The sequence below is a fragment of the Fischerella thermalis PCC 7521 genome (assembly GCF_000317225.1).
Taxonomy (GTDB): domain Bacteria; phylum Cyanobacteriota; class Cyanobacteriia; order Cyanobacteriales; family Nostocaceae; genus Fischerella; species Fischerella thermalis.
The window spans coordinates 25266-41024 of the sequence record NZ_AJLL01000049.1 but is presented as its reverse complement, the minus strand read 5'-3'; the positions used below and the strand labels follow the sequence as shown (position 1 = coordinate 41024).

Annotated in this window: 14 protein-coding genes and 1 pseudogene; 8 read left to right on the top strand and 7 right to left on the bottom strand. The window is 39.5% G+C overall.

The window, feature by feature from the left end:
• Positions 1-86: 86 nt before the first annotated feature.
• Entirely contained in the window at positions 87-335 is a 249-nt protein-coding gene (locus UYK_RS0111290; protein WP_009459345.1) for a hypothetical protein, read from the bottom strand.
• Positions 336-1165: 830 nt separating this feature from the next.
• On the opposite strand from UYK_RS0111290, the gene UYK_RS0111285 reads away from it, so the two are divergent.
• The 4 genes from UYK_RS0111285 to UYK_RS0111270 all read left to right on the top strand — a co-directional run bounded on the left by UYK_RS0111285 (position 1166) and on the right by UYK_RS0111270 (position 4919).
• On the top strand, positions 1166-1480 hold the full coding sequence (locus tag UYK_RS0111285) for a hypothetical protein (protein ID WP_009459346.1): 315 nt from the start codon (positions 1166-1168) through the stop codon (positions 1478-1480).
• Between the two features lie 305 nt (positions 1481-1785).
• Positions 1786-2994 carry an ABC exporter membrane fusion protein gene (locus tag UYK_RS0111280; protein WP_009459348.1) on the top strand — a complete coding sequence of 403 codons (1209 nt, stop codon included), beginning with the start codon at positions 1786-1788 and terminating at the stop codon, positions 2992-2994.
• A gap of 29 nt (positions 2995-3023) precedes the next feature.
• Entirely contained in the window at positions 3024-4196 is a 1173-nt protein-coding gene (gene devC, locus UYK_RS0111275) for an ABC transporter permease DevC (RefSeq protein ID WP_009459350.1), read from the top strand.
• Between the two features lie 27 nt (positions 4197-4223).
• Positions 4224-4919 (top strand): DevA family ABC transporter ATP-binding protein, encoded by a 696-nt coding sequence (locus UYK_RS0111270; protein ID WP_016871422.1) that lies wholly within the window; start codon positions 4224-4226, stop codon positions 4917-4919.
• A gap of 207 nt (positions 4920-5126) precedes the next feature.
• Here UYK_RS0111270 and UYK_RS0111265 read toward each other — a convergent pair whose 3' ends face one another.
• Entirely contained in the window at positions 5127-6386 is a 1260-nt protein-coding gene (locus tag UYK_RS0111265; protein ID WP_009459354.1) for a hypothetical protein, read from the bottom strand.
• 118 nt (positions 6387-6504) lie between these two features.
• Between UYK_RS0111265 and UYK_RS0111260 the strand changes: the two genes are divergently transcribed.
• From UYK_RS0111260 to UYK_RS0111250, 3 genes are all read left to right on the top strand, one after another.
• On the top strand, positions 6505-7455 hold the full coding sequence (locus UYK_RS0111260; RefSeq protein WP_009459356.1) for a class I SAM-dependent methyltransferase: 951 nt from the start codon (positions 6505-6507) through the stop codon (positions 7453-7455).
• Between the two features lie 92 nt (positions 7456-7547).
• Positions 7548-8213 carry a hypothetical protein gene (locus UYK_RS0111255; protein WP_009459364.1) on the top strand — a complete coding sequence of 222 codons (666 nt, stop codon included), beginning with the start codon at positions 7548-7550 and terminating at the stop codon, positions 8211-8213.
• A 290-nt stretch (positions 8214-8503) separates the two neighbouring features.
• The gene (locus UYK_RS0111250) at positions 8504-9709 is read left to right on the top strand and encodes a DUF4336 domain-containing protein (RefSeq protein WP_016871421.1); all 1206 of its coding nucleotides are present in this window, start codon (positions 8504-8506) and stop codon (positions 9707-9709) included.
• A gap of 77 nt (positions 9710-9786) precedes the next feature.
• Here the strand turns inward: UYK_RS0111250 and UYK_RS0111245 are convergent, their stop codons facing one another.
• From UYK_RS0111245 to trpS, 5 genes and pseudogenes are all read right to left on the bottom strand, one after another.
• Positions 9787-10215 (bottom strand): type II toxin-antitoxin system VapC family toxin, encoded by a 429-nt coding sequence (locus UYK_RS0111245; RefSeq protein WP_009459368.1) that lies wholly within the window; start codon positions 10213-10215, stop codon positions 9787-9789.
• Positions 10212-10466, bottom strand: a complete 255-nt coding sequence (locus UYK_RS0111240; RefSeq protein WP_009459370.1) for a FitA-like ribbon-helix-helix domain-containing protein — start codon at positions 10464-10466, stop codon at positions 10212-10214. The genes UYK_RS0111245 and UYK_RS0111240 overlap by 4 nt, the downstream gene beginning before the upstream one ends.
• A gap of 169 nt (positions 10467-10635) precedes the next feature.
• A pseudogene (locus tag UYK_RS0111235) lies at positions 10636-10929 on the bottom strand (Uma2 family endonuclease); the annotation flags it as partial.
• 192 nt (positions 10930-11121) lie between these two features.
• Positions 11122-12063 carry a methylenetetrahydrofolate reductase gene (locus UYK_RS0111230; RefSeq protein ID WP_039990947.1) on the bottom strand — a complete coding sequence of 314 codons (942 nt, stop codon included), beginning with the start codon at positions 12061-12063 and terminating at the stop codon, positions 11122-11124.
• A 49-nt stretch (positions 12064-12112) separates the two neighbouring features.
• Complete coding sequence (trpS, locus tag UYK_RS0111225; protein ID WP_009459381.1) at positions 12113-13126, bottom strand: tryptophan--tRNA ligase; 1014 nt, start codon at positions 13124-13126, stop codon at positions 12113-12115.
• An 868-nt stretch (positions 13127-13994) separates the two neighbouring features.
• Between trpS and UYK_RS0111215 the strand changes: the two genes are divergently transcribed.
• The gene (locus UYK_RS0111215; protein WP_016871419.1) at positions 13995-15575 is read left to right on the top strand and encodes a B12-binding domain-containing radical SAM protein; all 1581 of its coding nucleotides are present in this window, start codon (positions 13995-13997) and stop codon (positions 15573-15575) included.
• The last annotated feature ends 184 nt before the right edge of the window (positions 15576-15759 follow it).

Here is a 15759-nt window from a genome sequence, read left to right as displayed (position 1 = left end):
TTAGCGAGTCTTTTTTGTAGGCAGTTGTAAATTAACGTAACTATATTAGCTGCGTTAATTTGACAATTGCCTACAAAATAGTATTGTTAATTAGCATCATTACTTTTCTTTCTAGATTCTGTCTGTTGTTCAGCAGCAGATAATAGCCGCCTTTCAAGTTCACTAATACTAATTCCCAGTTCAGAAGCTGTTTTGGTTTTCCATTCTTCCAGTTCAGCATCGTGTTGATTAAGCCATTCATGCACCGCGATACGTGCCATTTCAGCTTTACGAGCTGTCTGGCGGGCTGCATGAAAAATTAGCCGCTGATGATCAAACCTTGTCAATGAGAGCATGAATCGCTGTAGTTTCATTCTCTTTAGGATGCGAACAACTTTAGCCACATCACCATTTCAAACTTTTTCTAACACTATCTCATCTACCAAGAGTTTATTTTCTAAAATTGCATATAAATTGTATGTCTTCTACGAGAGAAATCGTGTTGATGGAATATTAGTCTGAAAATTAGGTGAAAAACAGAAGAAAGAAGAGAATTTTATTGTTGATTATGAACTTACCTTATGTTGTCTCTGATGACAAGATAAATCTCTGAGTTTTATGCAAACTGGTAATACTATTTCTGAGATTGCAATCTATGCTTCTAACTCTCTTCGATGAGAAGAACAAGGGAGGATAATTGTATACAAGCTAATGTAGAAAGTGTCTTAGCATGAGCATCTACCAAAAAGTAGAGATTTAAAAGAATTTATTGTACTAATCTATAGTTTCTAACATTTATCTACTGTTATTAATATCACATAGAAATGATACAAGCTCTTCTACTTCATGATAGATGTTTGGAATATATTATTAATTCAATTTTACTAATCATATTGCCTTTCATGAAGTGCTTGTAAACATTAATGCTAATATTTTAGTCTCAATTATTTTTTCTCTTTAAAGACGTTGCATATGAGTTGCATTTGAGTATCTTAAAGACTATGGTTGGTGATTAAATTGAGTCAAGACAAAGTTCAATTCTTTGATAAAGTAGGAGGCAATAACATTGCAAACATCAATTACCTTAATAACTGTATTACATCATCTGCCATTAGATATGATTACGTCTTGTCACATTCAGTTTTTACTTGCTTAGAATTTCACGAAACTAAATGGAGTTGCTGGCATGAGACTATCTGAGCTAGATCCACTCATACCAATATCTGATTTAAGAGAAGAACTCCTCAGATTGCCAAAAGGCTACTGTTTTTATGAACAAGAACTTATAGAGTTTTTATCACGGCGACGATGGCCTGAAAACAATCGCCGTATTGATCGAACAACTTTTTGGCGGTGGAGAAACGACAATGGAATTGAGCATCAAAAAGTATTTAGTCGATTGGATCTTTTAAAACTCTGTCAAATTTGTGACCACTACCGCATCGATGGAACTCGTAGCGAATACTTAGACATTATGAAAAGGAAAAAAGAGGTATGCTAAACCCGTAAATCAATACAATATTGCAGACACACATTCCTGATTGGCTCCCACTGCTACAGAGTGATGGATACTTTTTCTATAATCCATCCTCTGATAGCAACAATCACATCCAAAATTCAAAAGCCAAACTTATCCGGTTTATTTTCCACTATCTATATAATCGATAATTCTTCAACTGGAACGGCAATTGATGTAGCGACGCTATTGACACCACCCGTACCTGAGCAATCGAAAATCCCATGACTGTAGAGCAGAGCTATTGCCATTTGTCTGTCTACAAATTTCATACTAGGAAGGCATAGATTATGGTGCAAAAACAAAGGCAGCCAATCACGATACCTATAAATCGTTTGCCTATAATTCTGGCAATTGCTATGACTTTAGGTATTGGTGCAATTTCTCTCTACAGCTTTTCTAGATTTCGATCTAAATCCGTAGACAACACTTCAGTTAACCCAGTTAATTCTCCTACCATTAGTGCTGTTGCTGCTCTTGGACGTTTAGAGCCTCAAGGAGAAGTGATTAATTTGTCTGCTCCTAATTCTCAAGGTGGTGTTCAAGTTGCACAACTGTTGGTGCAGCAAGGAGAGAAGGTGCGGAAAGGACAAACAATTGCACTTCTTGATAGTTTCTATGTTCGTCTTGCAGCCTTAGAAAACACTAAAAAACAAGTTCTAGTTGCTCAAGCTAGTCTCAATCAAGTCAAAGTAGGAGCAAAAGCAGGAGATTTAGCTGCCCAAAAAGCGACTATTGCTCGTATAGAAGCTGAGTTACGTGGAGAAGTATCTGCACAACAAGCAACCATAGCTCGCCTAGAGGCAGAATTGCGTAATGCTGAAAGCGAAAATCGCCGATATCAGATGTTATACCAAGAGGGAGCCATTTCAGCATCCGATGCAGATGCTAAACGCTTGAGAGTGGATACTGTTCAACAACAACTGAATGAGGCAAAAGCTACGCAAAACCGTACAGTCGACACTCTGCAAAAACAGTTAACAGAAGCTAGAGCCAGGCTAGCAAGTATTGCTGAAGTCCGTCCTACCGATATACAAGCAGCGCAAGCTGAGGTTGAGAAGGCAAAAACAGCAGTAGCACAGGCTCAAGCGGATCTGAATTTAAGCATAGTGCGATCGCCTATAGATGGCCAAATCATAAAAATTTATACCTGGCCTGGAGAAATCATTGGCAATCAAGGAATTGCTCAGATAGGTCGCACAGATCAGATGTATGTGGTAGCCGAAGTCTATGAAACTGATATTCAAAAAGTACGTTTAGATCAGCCTGCAACTATTACTAGCAATGCTTTTCTGGGAGAAATACAAGGAACAGTAACAGATATAGGTTTACAAGTTACTCAACAAAATATCTTTACTAACAATCCAGGAGCAGATACAGATAATAAAGTAGTTGAGGTCAAGATCCGTATCAATAATCCAGCAGATAATCAACGAGTAGCAGCCCTTACTAACTTACAAGTAGAAGTACTCATAAACACTGAGCAATCTCACGAATAAATTCTAATCTCAGTTTTGAGGTTTAAAAGATGAGAAATAAAATACCTGTAGCCTGGCTACAACTAGCTCGACAAAAACTTCGCTTTCTAGTAGCTTTGGCTGGTATTGCATTTGTAGCTGTTTTGATGTTTATGCAAATTGGCTTCCAAGATGCTCTTTATGCCAGTGCTACACAAGTACAAAAAAACTTAGAAGGAGATTTATTTTTAATCAGTTCCCAATATAAATCCTTGACTTCAAATCAAAGTTTTCCACGCATCCGCTTATATCAAGCATTAGGCTTTGATGATATAGAATCAGTCAACTCTTTATACGTTCAATTTGCTAAACTCAAAAATCCAATAAATGGTCGGAAATTTCCGATTTATGTACTTGGCTTTGATCCCGCAAAATCGGTTTTTAAATTGCCCGAAGTTAATGAAAATTTAAATCTACTCAAACGTCCTAACGTAGTTTTATTTGATCGTGGTTCACGTCCAGAATTTGGTCCAATTGCAGAAAAATTTTCCCAAAACGAACCTGTCAGTATTGAAATATTTGGATATAATTCATTAGTTGGTTATAGAGTAAAAGTTGCTGGCTTATTCAAGCTAGGGCCTTCCTTTGGAGTTGATGGCAATTTAATGATTAGTTACTCAACTTTCATCAAAGTATTCCAAGATCGTTCTCCCGAATATATAGATATAGGCTTACTTACTCTCAAACCTGGTGCTGATCCCCAAAAAGTTTTAGCAATGCTGTCAGCTCACTTACCCGAAGATGTAAAAGTTTTGACACGTGAAGGTTTTATTGATTTTGAAAAAAACTATTGGAGTGTCAGAACACCAATTGGATTTATCTTTAATCTGATGGTAATTATGGGCTTTATTGTTGGTGTAGTTGTTGTTTATCAAATACTTTATAGTAATATATCTAGCCACTTAGCTGAATATGCAACCTTAAAAGCAATGGGATTTAAAAATAAATACTTATTAGGTGTTGTTTTTAAACAAGCTTTCATTTTGGCAATATTAGGTTATATCCCGGGCATATTTATATCTATATTTCTATATGATTTAGCAAAAAATGCTACTAAGTTACCAGTTATTATGAGCTATGACAAGGCATTAATAATATTATTTGCGACATTATTAATGTGCTTAACTTCTGCATTTTTATCAACAAATAAATTACGAGTAGTAGATCCAGCTGAAATTTTTTAATTTATCATCAAATGAACTACAAAATCCATGTTTCAACAAGAAGTTGTTGTTTCCGTTAAAAATCTAAATCACTATTTTGGTCAAAAATCATTACGAAGCCAGATTTTATTTGACATTAATTTGGTGATAAAATCTGGAGAAATTGTGATTTTATCTGGCCCATCGGGTTCTGGAAAAACAACTTTACTAACTTTGATTGGTGGATTGCGCTCTGTCCAAGAAGGAAGCCTCAAATTTTTGGATTGGGAGTTACATGGGGCAAGTAATGAAACATTAGTGCAAGTACGCCGCAACATTGGCTATATTTTCCAAGCTCACAACTTACTGGATTTCTTAACAGCCCGACAGAATGTACAAATGTCACTTGAACTACACAGAAATATTTCTTACCGAAAGTCTCGCCTGAGATCAGAAGCAATGCTCCATGCTGTTAAATTAGGACATCGAATTAATTACTATCCTAGCGAGCTTTCGGGAGGACAAAAGCAACGGGTAGCTATTGCTCGTGCTTTAGTGAGCCAGCCCAAATTAGTCTTAGCTGATGAACCTACTGCTGCCTTAGATAGTAAGTCTGGTAGAGAGGTTGTAGAAATAATGCAACAACTGGCTAAGGAACAGCAATGTGCTATTTTGATGGTGACTCATGACAACAGAGTTTTAGATATAGCAGATAAAATAATTCACATAGAAGATGGTCGGTTAATCAAAGAAGAATTGTTTTAAGGTGATAAATCCCATACCTAAATTTATAAGTGTAGCTTTTTAAAAGTGGATAAAATTATCGACAGTCAACTCCTCTTAATCTCTGTGTCCTCTGCACCTCTGCGGTTAAATAAATAATTTACAAACCACAGAGACCCAGAGAATGCACCAGAGAAAAAAGAGATTTACGAGTTACTTTGAAACGGCTGATTCAGAAATATCAAATATTCACTTTTTCACTAAAATATAGGCTGTGGCATATTCGGGTAACTGACTGATATACCTGCTAAAATCTTTATTTGTCTTAAAAATACCTGCTAAAAAATCAAGCTGATAAAAATTTGGTAAAAATGCTCCGCCTGTATCGGCAATTACTCCCATTTTGAGGCGTTTATTTTTACCTTGACCATACTCAATTACAATTACCCGACCTAAACCAATATTTAATACATCCCCAGCAAAAGTTACTCCTGGCTTAATGGAAATTTTTGCATCAATCTTATATCCATAGCCTTTAATGGCATTTACTTTTCTAAAATACCAATAGCGCTTTTGTGCTGTTGGTGTTACTCCTCGAACATAAGACATTCCATTATTTCTATCTACATTAAAAAATTCTCGAGAACCATCAGTAAAGTTAATCAAGATTGTTCCTTGCATCAAAGCTTCTTCCAAGCCTTGACGAGTCAAATAAGCAAGAGGTTCAACTTTACCGTATTCTCTTCCCCCAGGTTCATAAATACCTGATAAAACATCCTGTTTAGTATATCTAGTATAAAACTTGTCACCACTTAAGTTATCTTTTAAACTGTAAATTGGTATATTGTAATTCGCAGTTTTTTTCCTAGAGCCTGTATGAGTAAAAACGGCATACTTAGTAATTCTTAACCTCTTCTGCTTAGGATTTTGTGGTTTATAAGCAGACCATTTAATGACTCGAAAATTAGTATTGATAAAATTGGGATCTTGTAAACGAGTTGTGCGATTATTTGCAATATCCTCTTTTAAAACAGCAATCATAAAATTTAGGGTTTTCAGTGTATCTTGGACACTAACTCCCGCAGTCCCTAGTAATCCCGTTCGGAGAATATCTGGATCTTGACTTGCGTAGTCTTGGTAATATTTTCTAGTATTAGTAAGAACAAATAATAAATCTTTTTGGTTGAAACTCACCTTATTAGTTGGAAGTTTGGCAGAAGAGAGAATTTGATTACCATTAACGCTATATTTATATTTTTTAAATTCATCAATTACTTGATAGGGGGTAGATGCTGATATCAATCCTGAACTTGATGTCAAATTACTTTGTTTAACTGGATTCTCAGCTTGTAAATTTTTGGTAATTATGGAACTCGTTGGAACAGATGCAAGAGAAATTTGCTGTTGAGTATTCGACTGAGTATATAAGTAGGCACTACCGAAACCAACAGATAATATAGCAGCAGAACCGAGGAAAAGGCGAAATTTTGGGTTGAATAGAATACTCATAGGTAAAAGAATTTATTTTTTAATAAATTTTCGTGTTCTCGATTGTAGTTTCTCAGTAAATTAACATTAAAACCTAAAATATAAACAGTTATCTTGCGTCGATTACACATAATCTCAGATGAAAGACAAAATTAAGCCAGATTGGGCTGGTGAAGGACTGCTCTCTCAATTTGTGAATCTACTTATCCAAACCAAACCAATTTACAACCTGATGAAACATCAGGCAAGGCAAGTAATCATTAAAACTGCTGAAAACAATGGTGTTCCTTGGCGCAAAAACTACGAAAGTTTGGTAGCATCGGGGGTAAAACAGCAACTAACAGAGATTGTAGACTCTAGTATTGTCTACCCCGACTACTATCAAGTTCCCTTTCATGCCTACTCCCAAGGAAATCTTTGCTGGCAAGCGGCCTTGGAAGCCCCCAGTGCTACTTACTCAATGGCATTGCGGGTATGGCCTCAAGAAAAGCTGACTTGGGAAACTGCCCATGATCGCTTGCGAGACACCTTTCATCAAGTTTTGGCAACTTATGGCCCTCAAGAAGTTAAAAATATCTTAGATATAGGTTGTTCTGTGGGTATTTCTACTTTAGCCTTACACCGCTTTTACCAGAAAAAGCAAAGTCATCCTGTTCGCACAATTGGTCTAGATTTGTCGCCTTATATGCTAGCTGTAGCTAAGACTTTGGATGTCAATGGTGAAATATCCCAGTGGCTTCATGCTAAGGGGGAAGATACGAAACTGCAAAGTAATTCCTTTGATCTTGTCACTTTACAATTTGTGACTCATGAATTGCCACACTACGCTAGCAAAGCAATTTTTACCGAGGCGCTGCGACTGCTGCGTCCTGGTGGCTGTATTGCGTTAGTAGACAACAACCCTAAATCTCCTGTGATCCAAAATTTGCCACCAGTTTTATTTACTTTAATGAAAAGTACTGAACCTTGGAGTGATGATTATTACTCTTTTGATATGGAAGCAGCATTAGAAGAGGTAGGTTTCTCAAAACCAGTTACAGTTGACAGTGACCCTCGCCACCGCACTATTATTAGCCGCAAGCCTCAGTAGTATTGTTGATGGTTGGTTGTTGGTTGTTGGTTGGAAAGAACATCAATTACTAAACACCAACAAATAAACATAATTCAATGAGGATTAAATCAATGCGATCGCCTGAATTAACATCACCAACTTTACAACATTTTACAACTGTACTTGAGCAGGCTGTTTCTGCATATCGGGGAGAAGCAAGCGATCGCCCTGCCGTCCCAACAGTGGTAAATGCCTTACTCCAAGCAGAAAAAGCTGCTAAGCAAAAAAAATTAACTTATCCCTTGACATCTTTACTTGGTCAGTGGCGACTATGTTTTACCACTGGAACTCGCAAACGTAAAAATAGGCGAGGAATTGAATTAGGTAGGGGTTTTTATTTACCAAAGTTTGGGGCGGCACACATTTGTTTTGCTGCAACAGACATAGCTGCTGACAAAGGGGAAATAAGTAATCAAGTACAACTTGGCGGTCTGTTGTTAAAATTTACAGGGCCAGCCAGATATTTGGGAAAGAAAAACTTGTTGGCTTTTGATTTTACCCAAATGCAAATCAGCTTGTTTGGTCGTGTTGTCTACAAACAACAGATTCGAGGCGGTCAGAGTCAAACAGAAGATTTCTACAATCAATCTATTGCCAAACTACCCTTTTTTGCTTTCTTTCTTGTGACCGAAGATTTGATCGCAGCACGTGGGCGTGGAGGTGGACTGGCGATTTGGATCAAAGGAGACAAGAGGCAGGAAGCAGAAGTTAAACAGCTTTTAAAAGGAAACAGATAATGGTTTAAGAATTTTCATGCTAGAACCCCAGGGCGATCGCTTACAACGAGGAGATGAATTAAACGAACACAGATGAACACAGATGTAGACGCGCCCAAGCGCGGCTTCCTGCAGGGTACACAGATGGATTATGGGTTTGCTGTTAAGTTAATCTCCGATTCCTATGTTCTTCCCCTTCCCCTTTCACCTTTACCCTTTACCCTATTTTCAAGACAGCTGGTTTGAGATATTCAGATAAAATATTCTCAGCCTTGGGGATTCGGGAGGATCGAGTCGTGGAGAAAACCACGATGAACACGCAAAATATGCAAACACAACAGGATGACATCTGTTTAAAAGATTGGTCTTGGCCTTTCTGGCCTGTTTTACCACTCTACCCATTTGGCAGACGACGCACACTCCGGCAAGAAGTAGTAAAAGATACAATTTGGACATTTGACCAGATACAAGGGATTTTCTATGTTGTCGTGCCTATTCGCATGACTGTTGTGAAGTTAGAAGCAGGTGGACTCCTCGTTTACGCACCGATCGCACCAACCCCAGAATGTATCCGCCTTGTTGAAGAATTAGTGACAGAACACGGGGATGTTAAATATATTATTCTGCCTACCATTTCTGGTTTAGAACATAAAGTCTTTGTCGGCCCTTTTGCCAGACGTTTTCCCCAAGCACAAGTCTTTGTAGCCCCGAAGCAGTGGAGTTTTCCTCTCAACCTGCCCCTGAGTTGGCTGGGTTTACCAAGAGGACGTACTCATGTACTTCCACCCAATAGCAGTGATACACCCTTTGCCGATGAGTTTGACTACGCAATTCTTGGACCGATTGAATTGGGGGTAGGACGATTTGCCGAAGTTGCATTTTTCCATAAGCGATCGCGTACATTGCTAGTCACGGATATAGTTCTGTCTATCCCCGCAAATCCACCGCCAATAGTTCAACTTGACCCCTATCCTCTACTGTTTCATGCCAGAGACGACGCCTTCCACATTGTTTTTGACACTGAGGCTAACCGTCGTAAGGGGTGGCAGCGAATTGTCTTATTTGCTTTTTACTTCCAACCGAGTGCGCTGGAAGTAATTAGTACGAGGCAAGTCTTGCGTCATGCTTTGGGGGCGCCAGATCGTTCTCAGAAAGCCTATTTCGGTTTATTTCCCTTTAAGTGGAATGACTGGCAACAGTCTTTTGATGCCCTAAGGGGGGACGGACGCTTATTTGTTGCACCCATCCTGCAAACTTTAATTCTGAACCGAGACCCAGAAAAAACTATCAAATGGGCTAATCAAGTAGCGAGTTGGGATTTTCAACGGATTATTCCTTGTCACCTCAACTCACCGATTGAAGCAACACCAACTCAGTTCCGACAAGCTTTTCTATTTTTGGAAAGAACAGAAAATTCCCTTCATTCTTTACCTAAAGAGGACTTGAAATTTTTAAATGAACTTTCACAAGGATTAAGCAAGTGGGGTATCACGCCACCAGCTAAAGAAAGGGTGTGAGGGGTGGGGTGATGGGGTGATGGGGATAATACCCCAATTACCTATTAGCAACACGAGTGGATAAAATAAGAGTGCGACTACAAATTAGCAATATCTTCTACCCAGAGAAGATTATCGGCAAAAAAGCTTATTTTGAGCGCGTTATAAAATTTGCGGTCAGCTGTGACAAGCTGACATTCTTCCATAAAAGCAAGAGCTAGATAAAAACATTCATCTACAGTTTGTGCTAAAGTGTTAGCCATTTCTACAGCAGTTTCTAACAACAATGTTGAAGGATAAGTCTGCAACATTACTGTTTTGAAGTTATATATAATTCTGCGACTCGTTTCTGGGGTAATTTCTCCTAACTGAACTTTTTGCCACAATATATTACCAAACTCAGGTAGCAGTAAATCTGGGGCTATTAACTCATAATTTCCGTCCAAAAGACGAGCTGCTTTTTCGCTGTTAATCTCTGGGATGAACCATTTGACAGCGACAGTGGCATCAATCACGTACCGATTCACTTTTCTCTCTCCTTTCTAAGGAGTTCTGCGCTGTCGGTATGGATGCTACCCACTAACTGTAGCCGCATTTGGAAAGCAGCCTCTCTCGCCTTTGCCATATTGACTGGCTTGCTTGAAGTTGCCTGGCTTTGTACTGCCATCTCCAAGATGTGTTTGATTTCTGCTTGCAAAGAGTGACCATGCTGTTGAGCAAGGATTTCTAGCTTTTCTAGGATGATGGGGTCTAGGTCTTCAACCAAGACTTGAGCCATAGTTGACTTCTTTTAGTTTGTTATGTTGAATAGCTTTTTGAGATTATAGCTTGCTGGGGCGATCGCACCTTTAAGCCACAGTCCAAAAATACTAAGCCTCTGGTTCAACCCCAAGCGATCGCAATTGTTCAGCCAAACGTTCAGCCCTTTGGCGTTCTTGTTCGGCCTCCCTCCGTGTTTGACCATTGAGCAAGGGCGGTACATTCCCTACATAAAACCAATCCGGTGCTTCTGCTCCTTTCTCTGGGGGATCAGTTAATCGCCAGTAAATGCCTAAGTCCTGACCAATACAATATTGACTATCGGGATGTAATTTCTGAAGGACGGGTGTAATGGAGTCAGTCAGTAAAATACTTTGCGGATGTTCTTGCCAATTTTTCACAAATGTACCGTCAGACTCAGGAAGTTGAGTGTGATCAGGGAAAGGAGTGAGGTCGGTGGTTGGATTGGTTGCAGAGGTCATAAGATTACCTTTGCCAGAAGTGAGGGTTGTATTTTAGTTTAGCAATAGAGGAATAAAAAGAGCGATCGCACTCTCTTCAATCAACAAAAAAAATGCGAACGCTCACCTAGTGTTTTACCACATTAATTGTGAAGGATTATAGATACCCGATTTTTTCAAAAAGTCGGGGATCTGAACTGAGAAACCATTATTTTAGAGTGATACCATTTGATTAACTGGTGTCACTCCAGCCATCTCTAAAATTTGCGGAATCAAATCTTCGCGTTTCACTGCCATCATATGGACACCTTGACACAATTGCTGTGCAATTTGTACCTGTTCCGCTGCAATTTTCATCCCTTCTTCTAAAGGATCTTTTGCTTGCGCCAATCTATCAATAATATGTTGGGGAATATTTACACCGGGAACACACCTATTAATAAATAGGGCATTTTTTGCCGATTTCAACAAGAAAATTCCGGCTAAAATTGGCTTACCACAATCAGCAGCGATTTTATCCATGAACTTTTCTAGGATTTCAAAATCGGTAATTAATTGACTTTGAAAAAACTGGGCTCCTGCTTCTAATTTGCGTTCAAATCGTTTTTGCAAACCTGACCAACTTGGACATTGCGGATCAACTGCTGCACCAGGAAATAAATCTAGTGCCCCATCATTTAAAGGTTTATCATTGTAATCAACGCCATGATTCAGCTTTTGTATGACTTGCAGCAGTCGCACAGATTCTAAGTCAAACACACCTTTGCAGTCAGCATGATCACCTGCTTTCACAGGATCACCGGTCAAGGCTAGGATATTTCTGATGCCGAGCGCATGAGCGCCCATTAAATCAGCTTGTAAACCAATGCGGTTGCGATCGCGACAAGCAATCTGACAAATTGGTTCAATGCCATGTTGTAATAAAATTGCCGATGCCACCACCGGACACATCCGTAAAACTGCCCGGCTGCCATCGGTAATATTGACAGCATGAACCCTCCCCTTAAGGGTCGCCGCCATTTTGAGCATGTGTTCTGGATTACCGCCTTTTGGTGGTGCTACCTCGGCGGTAATTAGGAATTGACCAGCTTTTGCTGCTGTCCGAAAAGAAGTTAAAGAAGTTGGATTTTGAGTATCCAGCATAAAAATGAGCATTTCTGTCTTTGGGTAAAGCTATAACACAACTCACCCTACCCAGAAAACCTCATAATGGTGTGGAGTATCCCATTGCCGCTTTAACTTTTGCTAAAGTTTGGTTAGCAACAGCCTCTGCTTTATGTTTTCCGTGTCGTAAAACAGACTCTAAATAGCCCCTGTCGTCCATTATCGCCTGATATTTCTCTTGGATGGGTTTGAGGGCATTGATGACTGTTTCTGTCAGCAAAGGCTTAAATTGTCCCCAGCCCATATCTTGACACTCAGTAGCGACTTCTTCCTTAGTTTTGCCAGACAGCACCATATACAGAGTTAACAAATTATTACTTTCTGGTCGTTCTGGATTATCAAACTCTAAACCGCGAGTCGGATCAGTTTTACATTTCTTGATTTTTTTGGCAATTTCATCCGCTGAATCTAGCAAGTTGATCCGGCTTAATTCCGAAGGATCAGACTTGGACATTTTCTTTGTCCCATCCGTCAAACTCATCACCCTAGCCCCTTCCTTACGAATCAAAGGTTCTGGTAACTTCAATACTGGTTGATCTGGTTTGGCGAATAAGTGATTAAACCTATTAACAATATCCCGTGTTAGTTCTAAATGCTGCTTTTGGTCTTCCCCTACTGGCACCTTATCCGGTTCGTAGAGCAAAATATCAGAAGCCATCAGCACAGGATAGTCTAACAAACCAACACCCACGTTTTCACCCTGCTTGACAGCCTTTTCTTTGAACTGGATCATATCTGTCAGCCAGTTGAGGGGTGTAATGCAGTTGAGTAACCAAGTAAGTTCAGTGTGAGCAGGGACGTGAGATTGTACAAAAATCGTGGAATGGGTTAAATCAAGACCACAAGCTAGATATAAAGCAGCCAAGGTATAAGTATTTTTAGCTAGTTCTGCCGGGTTGTGTGGTAAAGTAACAGCATGTAAATCAGCTATAAACAGGAAATTATCATACTGGCTTTGTCCTTCTACCCAATTCCGAATCGCACCTAAGTAATTTCCTAAATGTAAGTTACCAGTTGGTTGAACACCAGAAAGAACTCTTTGCCTGACAGACATAACGTAGGATTAATAGTTTTAACTTTTTTCAAAGATACTTAAAAATGGGCAAAAAGGGGACTGGGGAATCAAAGGGAAGCCGATACCCGACCCCAATTTCTTGCGTGATCGCTACTGCAACAAAGTCAGCACTTGTGGAATCAACAGGCAGATATGCTAGATACAAAACATTTGAGTTTGATAATATGCTTCCTTTGTCCCTGTAGGGTAGCCCTTATTAGTGCCAGTTAAGCATCTGTTGGTTGCCCTAGCTGTCGAAGTATAGCAAACAAACTATCGTATACTTCATTCAATCTTGGATATTGCAAGCCTCTACCTTTGCGAAATTCCAAAATTGCTTGACGTGGAAAGTTCGATAATACCTTCTGGTCTAATTCCGTAGATTTGGAGATCAGTAACCGTCATCTTCCTGCTTTTTGCTAATTCAACTTGGTGTCTTAGTGTCTTGGTGGTTAAATAAAATTTATTTTTTCACCACAAAGACGCCAAGGCACAAAGAAAACTTATTGTTTAGGATCGCACCACCAAAGGGCTGGTATAATTACTTTATAAAAATAGATAAAATTTAAAATCTGTTCAGAAAAACTAGCAGTAACCTTAGAAGTAATTGATTATTTTTTCATCGGGTATTTGCTGATGAAAGCTTTACTAGAGTGGCTCGTATTGCCTATTCCTTGTAGTTTTACCAAAAAAACTTTGATTTGGCAGATTGTAAAATTGCTGAAAACCTGACGACTGGAAATTTGCTTTTACTCTCAATATCTGTCTGGAGACAGACGACTAGATGTGATTTTTCTGCATATCTGCAATGGAGATGCAGAAATCAGGATTCATAATAGCAAAGCTTCAGAATAAGAGAATTACAACTATGAAAGCATTGTTACTTTATCCCCGCTTTCCTAAAACTTTTTGGTCTTACGATGAATTCATGAAAATCGCAGGATTAAAGGCATCTATTCCACCACTGGGTATTATTACTGTCGCTGCTATGCTACCAGCAGAATGGGAAATTCGGTTTTATGACCGCAATGTTAGCTCAGAAACGGATGCAGATTGGCAATGGTGTGATATTGTGATTCTTTCTGCGATGATTGCCCAAAAAGAAGATTTTCTAGCCCAGATTCAGAAAGCAGCACAGCTAGGGAAAAAAGTAGCAGTAGGTGGTTCTTATCCAACTTCAATACCAGAAGCTGCCCTCAATGCAGGAGCCAATTACCTAATTTTAGACGAAGGGGAGATTACAGTTCCGCAATTTTTAGAAGCGATCGCCCAAAATCAAGAGCAAGGTATTTTCCGCGCCAGTGAAAAACCAGATGTGACTCAAAGTCCTATGCCTCGCTTTGATTTACTCCAGCGGGATAAATATTTTATGATGGCAGTTCAGTTTTCCCGGGGTTGCCCTTTTAACTGCGAATTCTGTGACATTATCAATCTCTATGGTCGCAAACCCCGTACCAAAGAACCAAGTCAAACTCTAGCAGAACTGCAAACCCTCTATGACTTAGGTTGGCGTGGTTCAATCTTCATGGTGGATGATAACTTTATTGGCAATCAGCGTAATGTTAAACGCCTGCTACGAGAGTTAATTCCTTGGATGAAGGAGCGCAATTATCCCTTTACTTTTTGGACTGAAGCTTCTGTAAATCTCGCAGAAGATGCAGAGTTATTGGATTTAATGGCTCAGGCTGGATTCTACGCAGTTTTTCTTGGTATAGAAACCCCCGATCAAGACAGTCTGCAAGTAACTCGTAAGTATCAGAATACCCGCAATCCTTTAGTAGAAGCCTGTCAGAAAATCCATCAAGCTGGATTACTTATTTATGCAGGATTTATCATTGGCTTCGATGGCGAACGCAGTGGTGCGGGTGAGCGGATTCAAGCCTTTGTAGAACAAACTAGCATTGCTCAACCCATGCTAGGAATTTTACAAGCTGTCCCCAACACAGCGCTGTGGCAAAGACTAAAACAGGAGCAGCGATTATTAGAAGGTTTCGGTGGTGAAGAGGTGGGAGATCAAAATGCCTTAATGAACTTTGTCCCAACTCGTCCAATGGCTGAAGTTGCCAGAGAATATGTAGAGGCGATGTGGACAATGTACGAACCCAAAAACTATCTGCGACGTTGTTTTGAACAATGCCTCAAAATCAAACCTAATCCCTACCTCCAGCAAACAGTGTATTTTCCTCCCGGAAAAGGGATTAGATTAGTCATCCAGTTACTCTGGCGTCAAGGTTGGCAACGCCGGGAAACTAGACTTCAGTTTTGGCAACAGCTGTGGGCGATTCTACGTACCAAGCCTAAATTCCTGAATATGTATTTGGGTTTATGTGCGGCTGGGGAACATTTTTGGCAATATCGGATTTTAGCTAGAGAGCGCATTACTCAGCAGTTAGGATTTGATCCACTGACTATGCCTAATGCTGTGGAACAAGATTTAGTCACTGTTTAAGAGCTTTAATGGTATGCAATTACTGGGGGTCGGAATCCCCCTGTAATTAACCTTCTGATCTCTGACTTCTTCAATTCATTTTGCACCCAAGGTTCAACGAATAGTATTGCTAATAATTGAGCTTGATAAAAACAAAGAAACCCCCTGTTTTAGAGGTTTGGAGGGTTATGCAGATGTAAATGGG

Bases quoted from the DNA above. Each gene is read 5' to 3' on its own strand.
- UYK_RS0111240 (WP_009459370.1), bottom strand. From the start codon at position 10,466: ATGGCTCAAGTCTTGGTTGAAGACCTAGACCCCATCATCCTAGAAAAG.
- UYK_RS0111265 (WP_009459354.1), bottom strand. From the start codon at position 6,386: ATGAGTATTCTATTCAACCCAAAATTTCGCCTTTTCCTCGGTTCTGCT.
- UYK_RS0111230 (WP_039990947.1), bottom strand. From the start codon at position 12,063: ATGCTCATTTTTATGCTGGATACTCAAAATCCAACTTCTTTAACTTCT.
- UYK_RS0111215 (WP_016871419.1), top strand. From the start codon at position 13,995: ATGAAAGCATTGTTACTTTATCCCCGCTTTCCTAAAACTTTTTGGTCT.
- devC (WP_009459350.1), top strand. From the start codon at position 3,024: ATGAGAAATAAAATACCTGTAGCCTGGCTACAACTAGCTCGACAAAAA.
- trpS (WP_009459381.1), bottom strand. From the start codon at position 13,126: ATGTCTGTCAGGCAAAGAGTTCTTTCTGGTGTTCAACCAACTGGTAAC.
- UYK_RS0111250 (WP_016871421.1), top strand. From the start codon at position 8,504: ATGAACACGCAAAATATGCAAACACAACAGGATGACATCTGTTTAAAA.
- UYK_RS0111270 (WP_016871422.1), top strand. From the start codon at position 4,224: ATGTTTCAACAAGAAGTTGTTGTTTCCGTTAAAAATCTAAATCACTAT.
- UYK_RS0111260 (WP_009459356.1), top strand. From the start codon at position 6,505: ATGAAAGACAAAATTAAGCCAGATTGGGCTGGTGAAGGACTGCTCTCT.
- UYK_RS0111285 (WP_009459346.1), top strand. From the start codon at position 1,166: ATGAGACTATCTGAGCTAGATCCACTCATACCAATATCTGATTTAAGA.
- UYK_RS0111255 (WP_009459364.1), top strand. From the start codon at position 7,548: ATGCGATCGCCTGAATTAACATCACCAACTTTACAACATTTTACAACT.
- UYK_RS0111290 (WP_009459345.1), bottom strand. From the start codon at position 335: ATGCTCTCATTGACAAGGTTTGATCATCAGCGGCTAATTTTTCATGCA.
- UYK_RS0111280 (WP_009459348.1), top strand. From the start codon at position 1,786: ATGGTGCAAAAACAAAGGCAGCCAATCACGATACCTATAAATCGTTTG.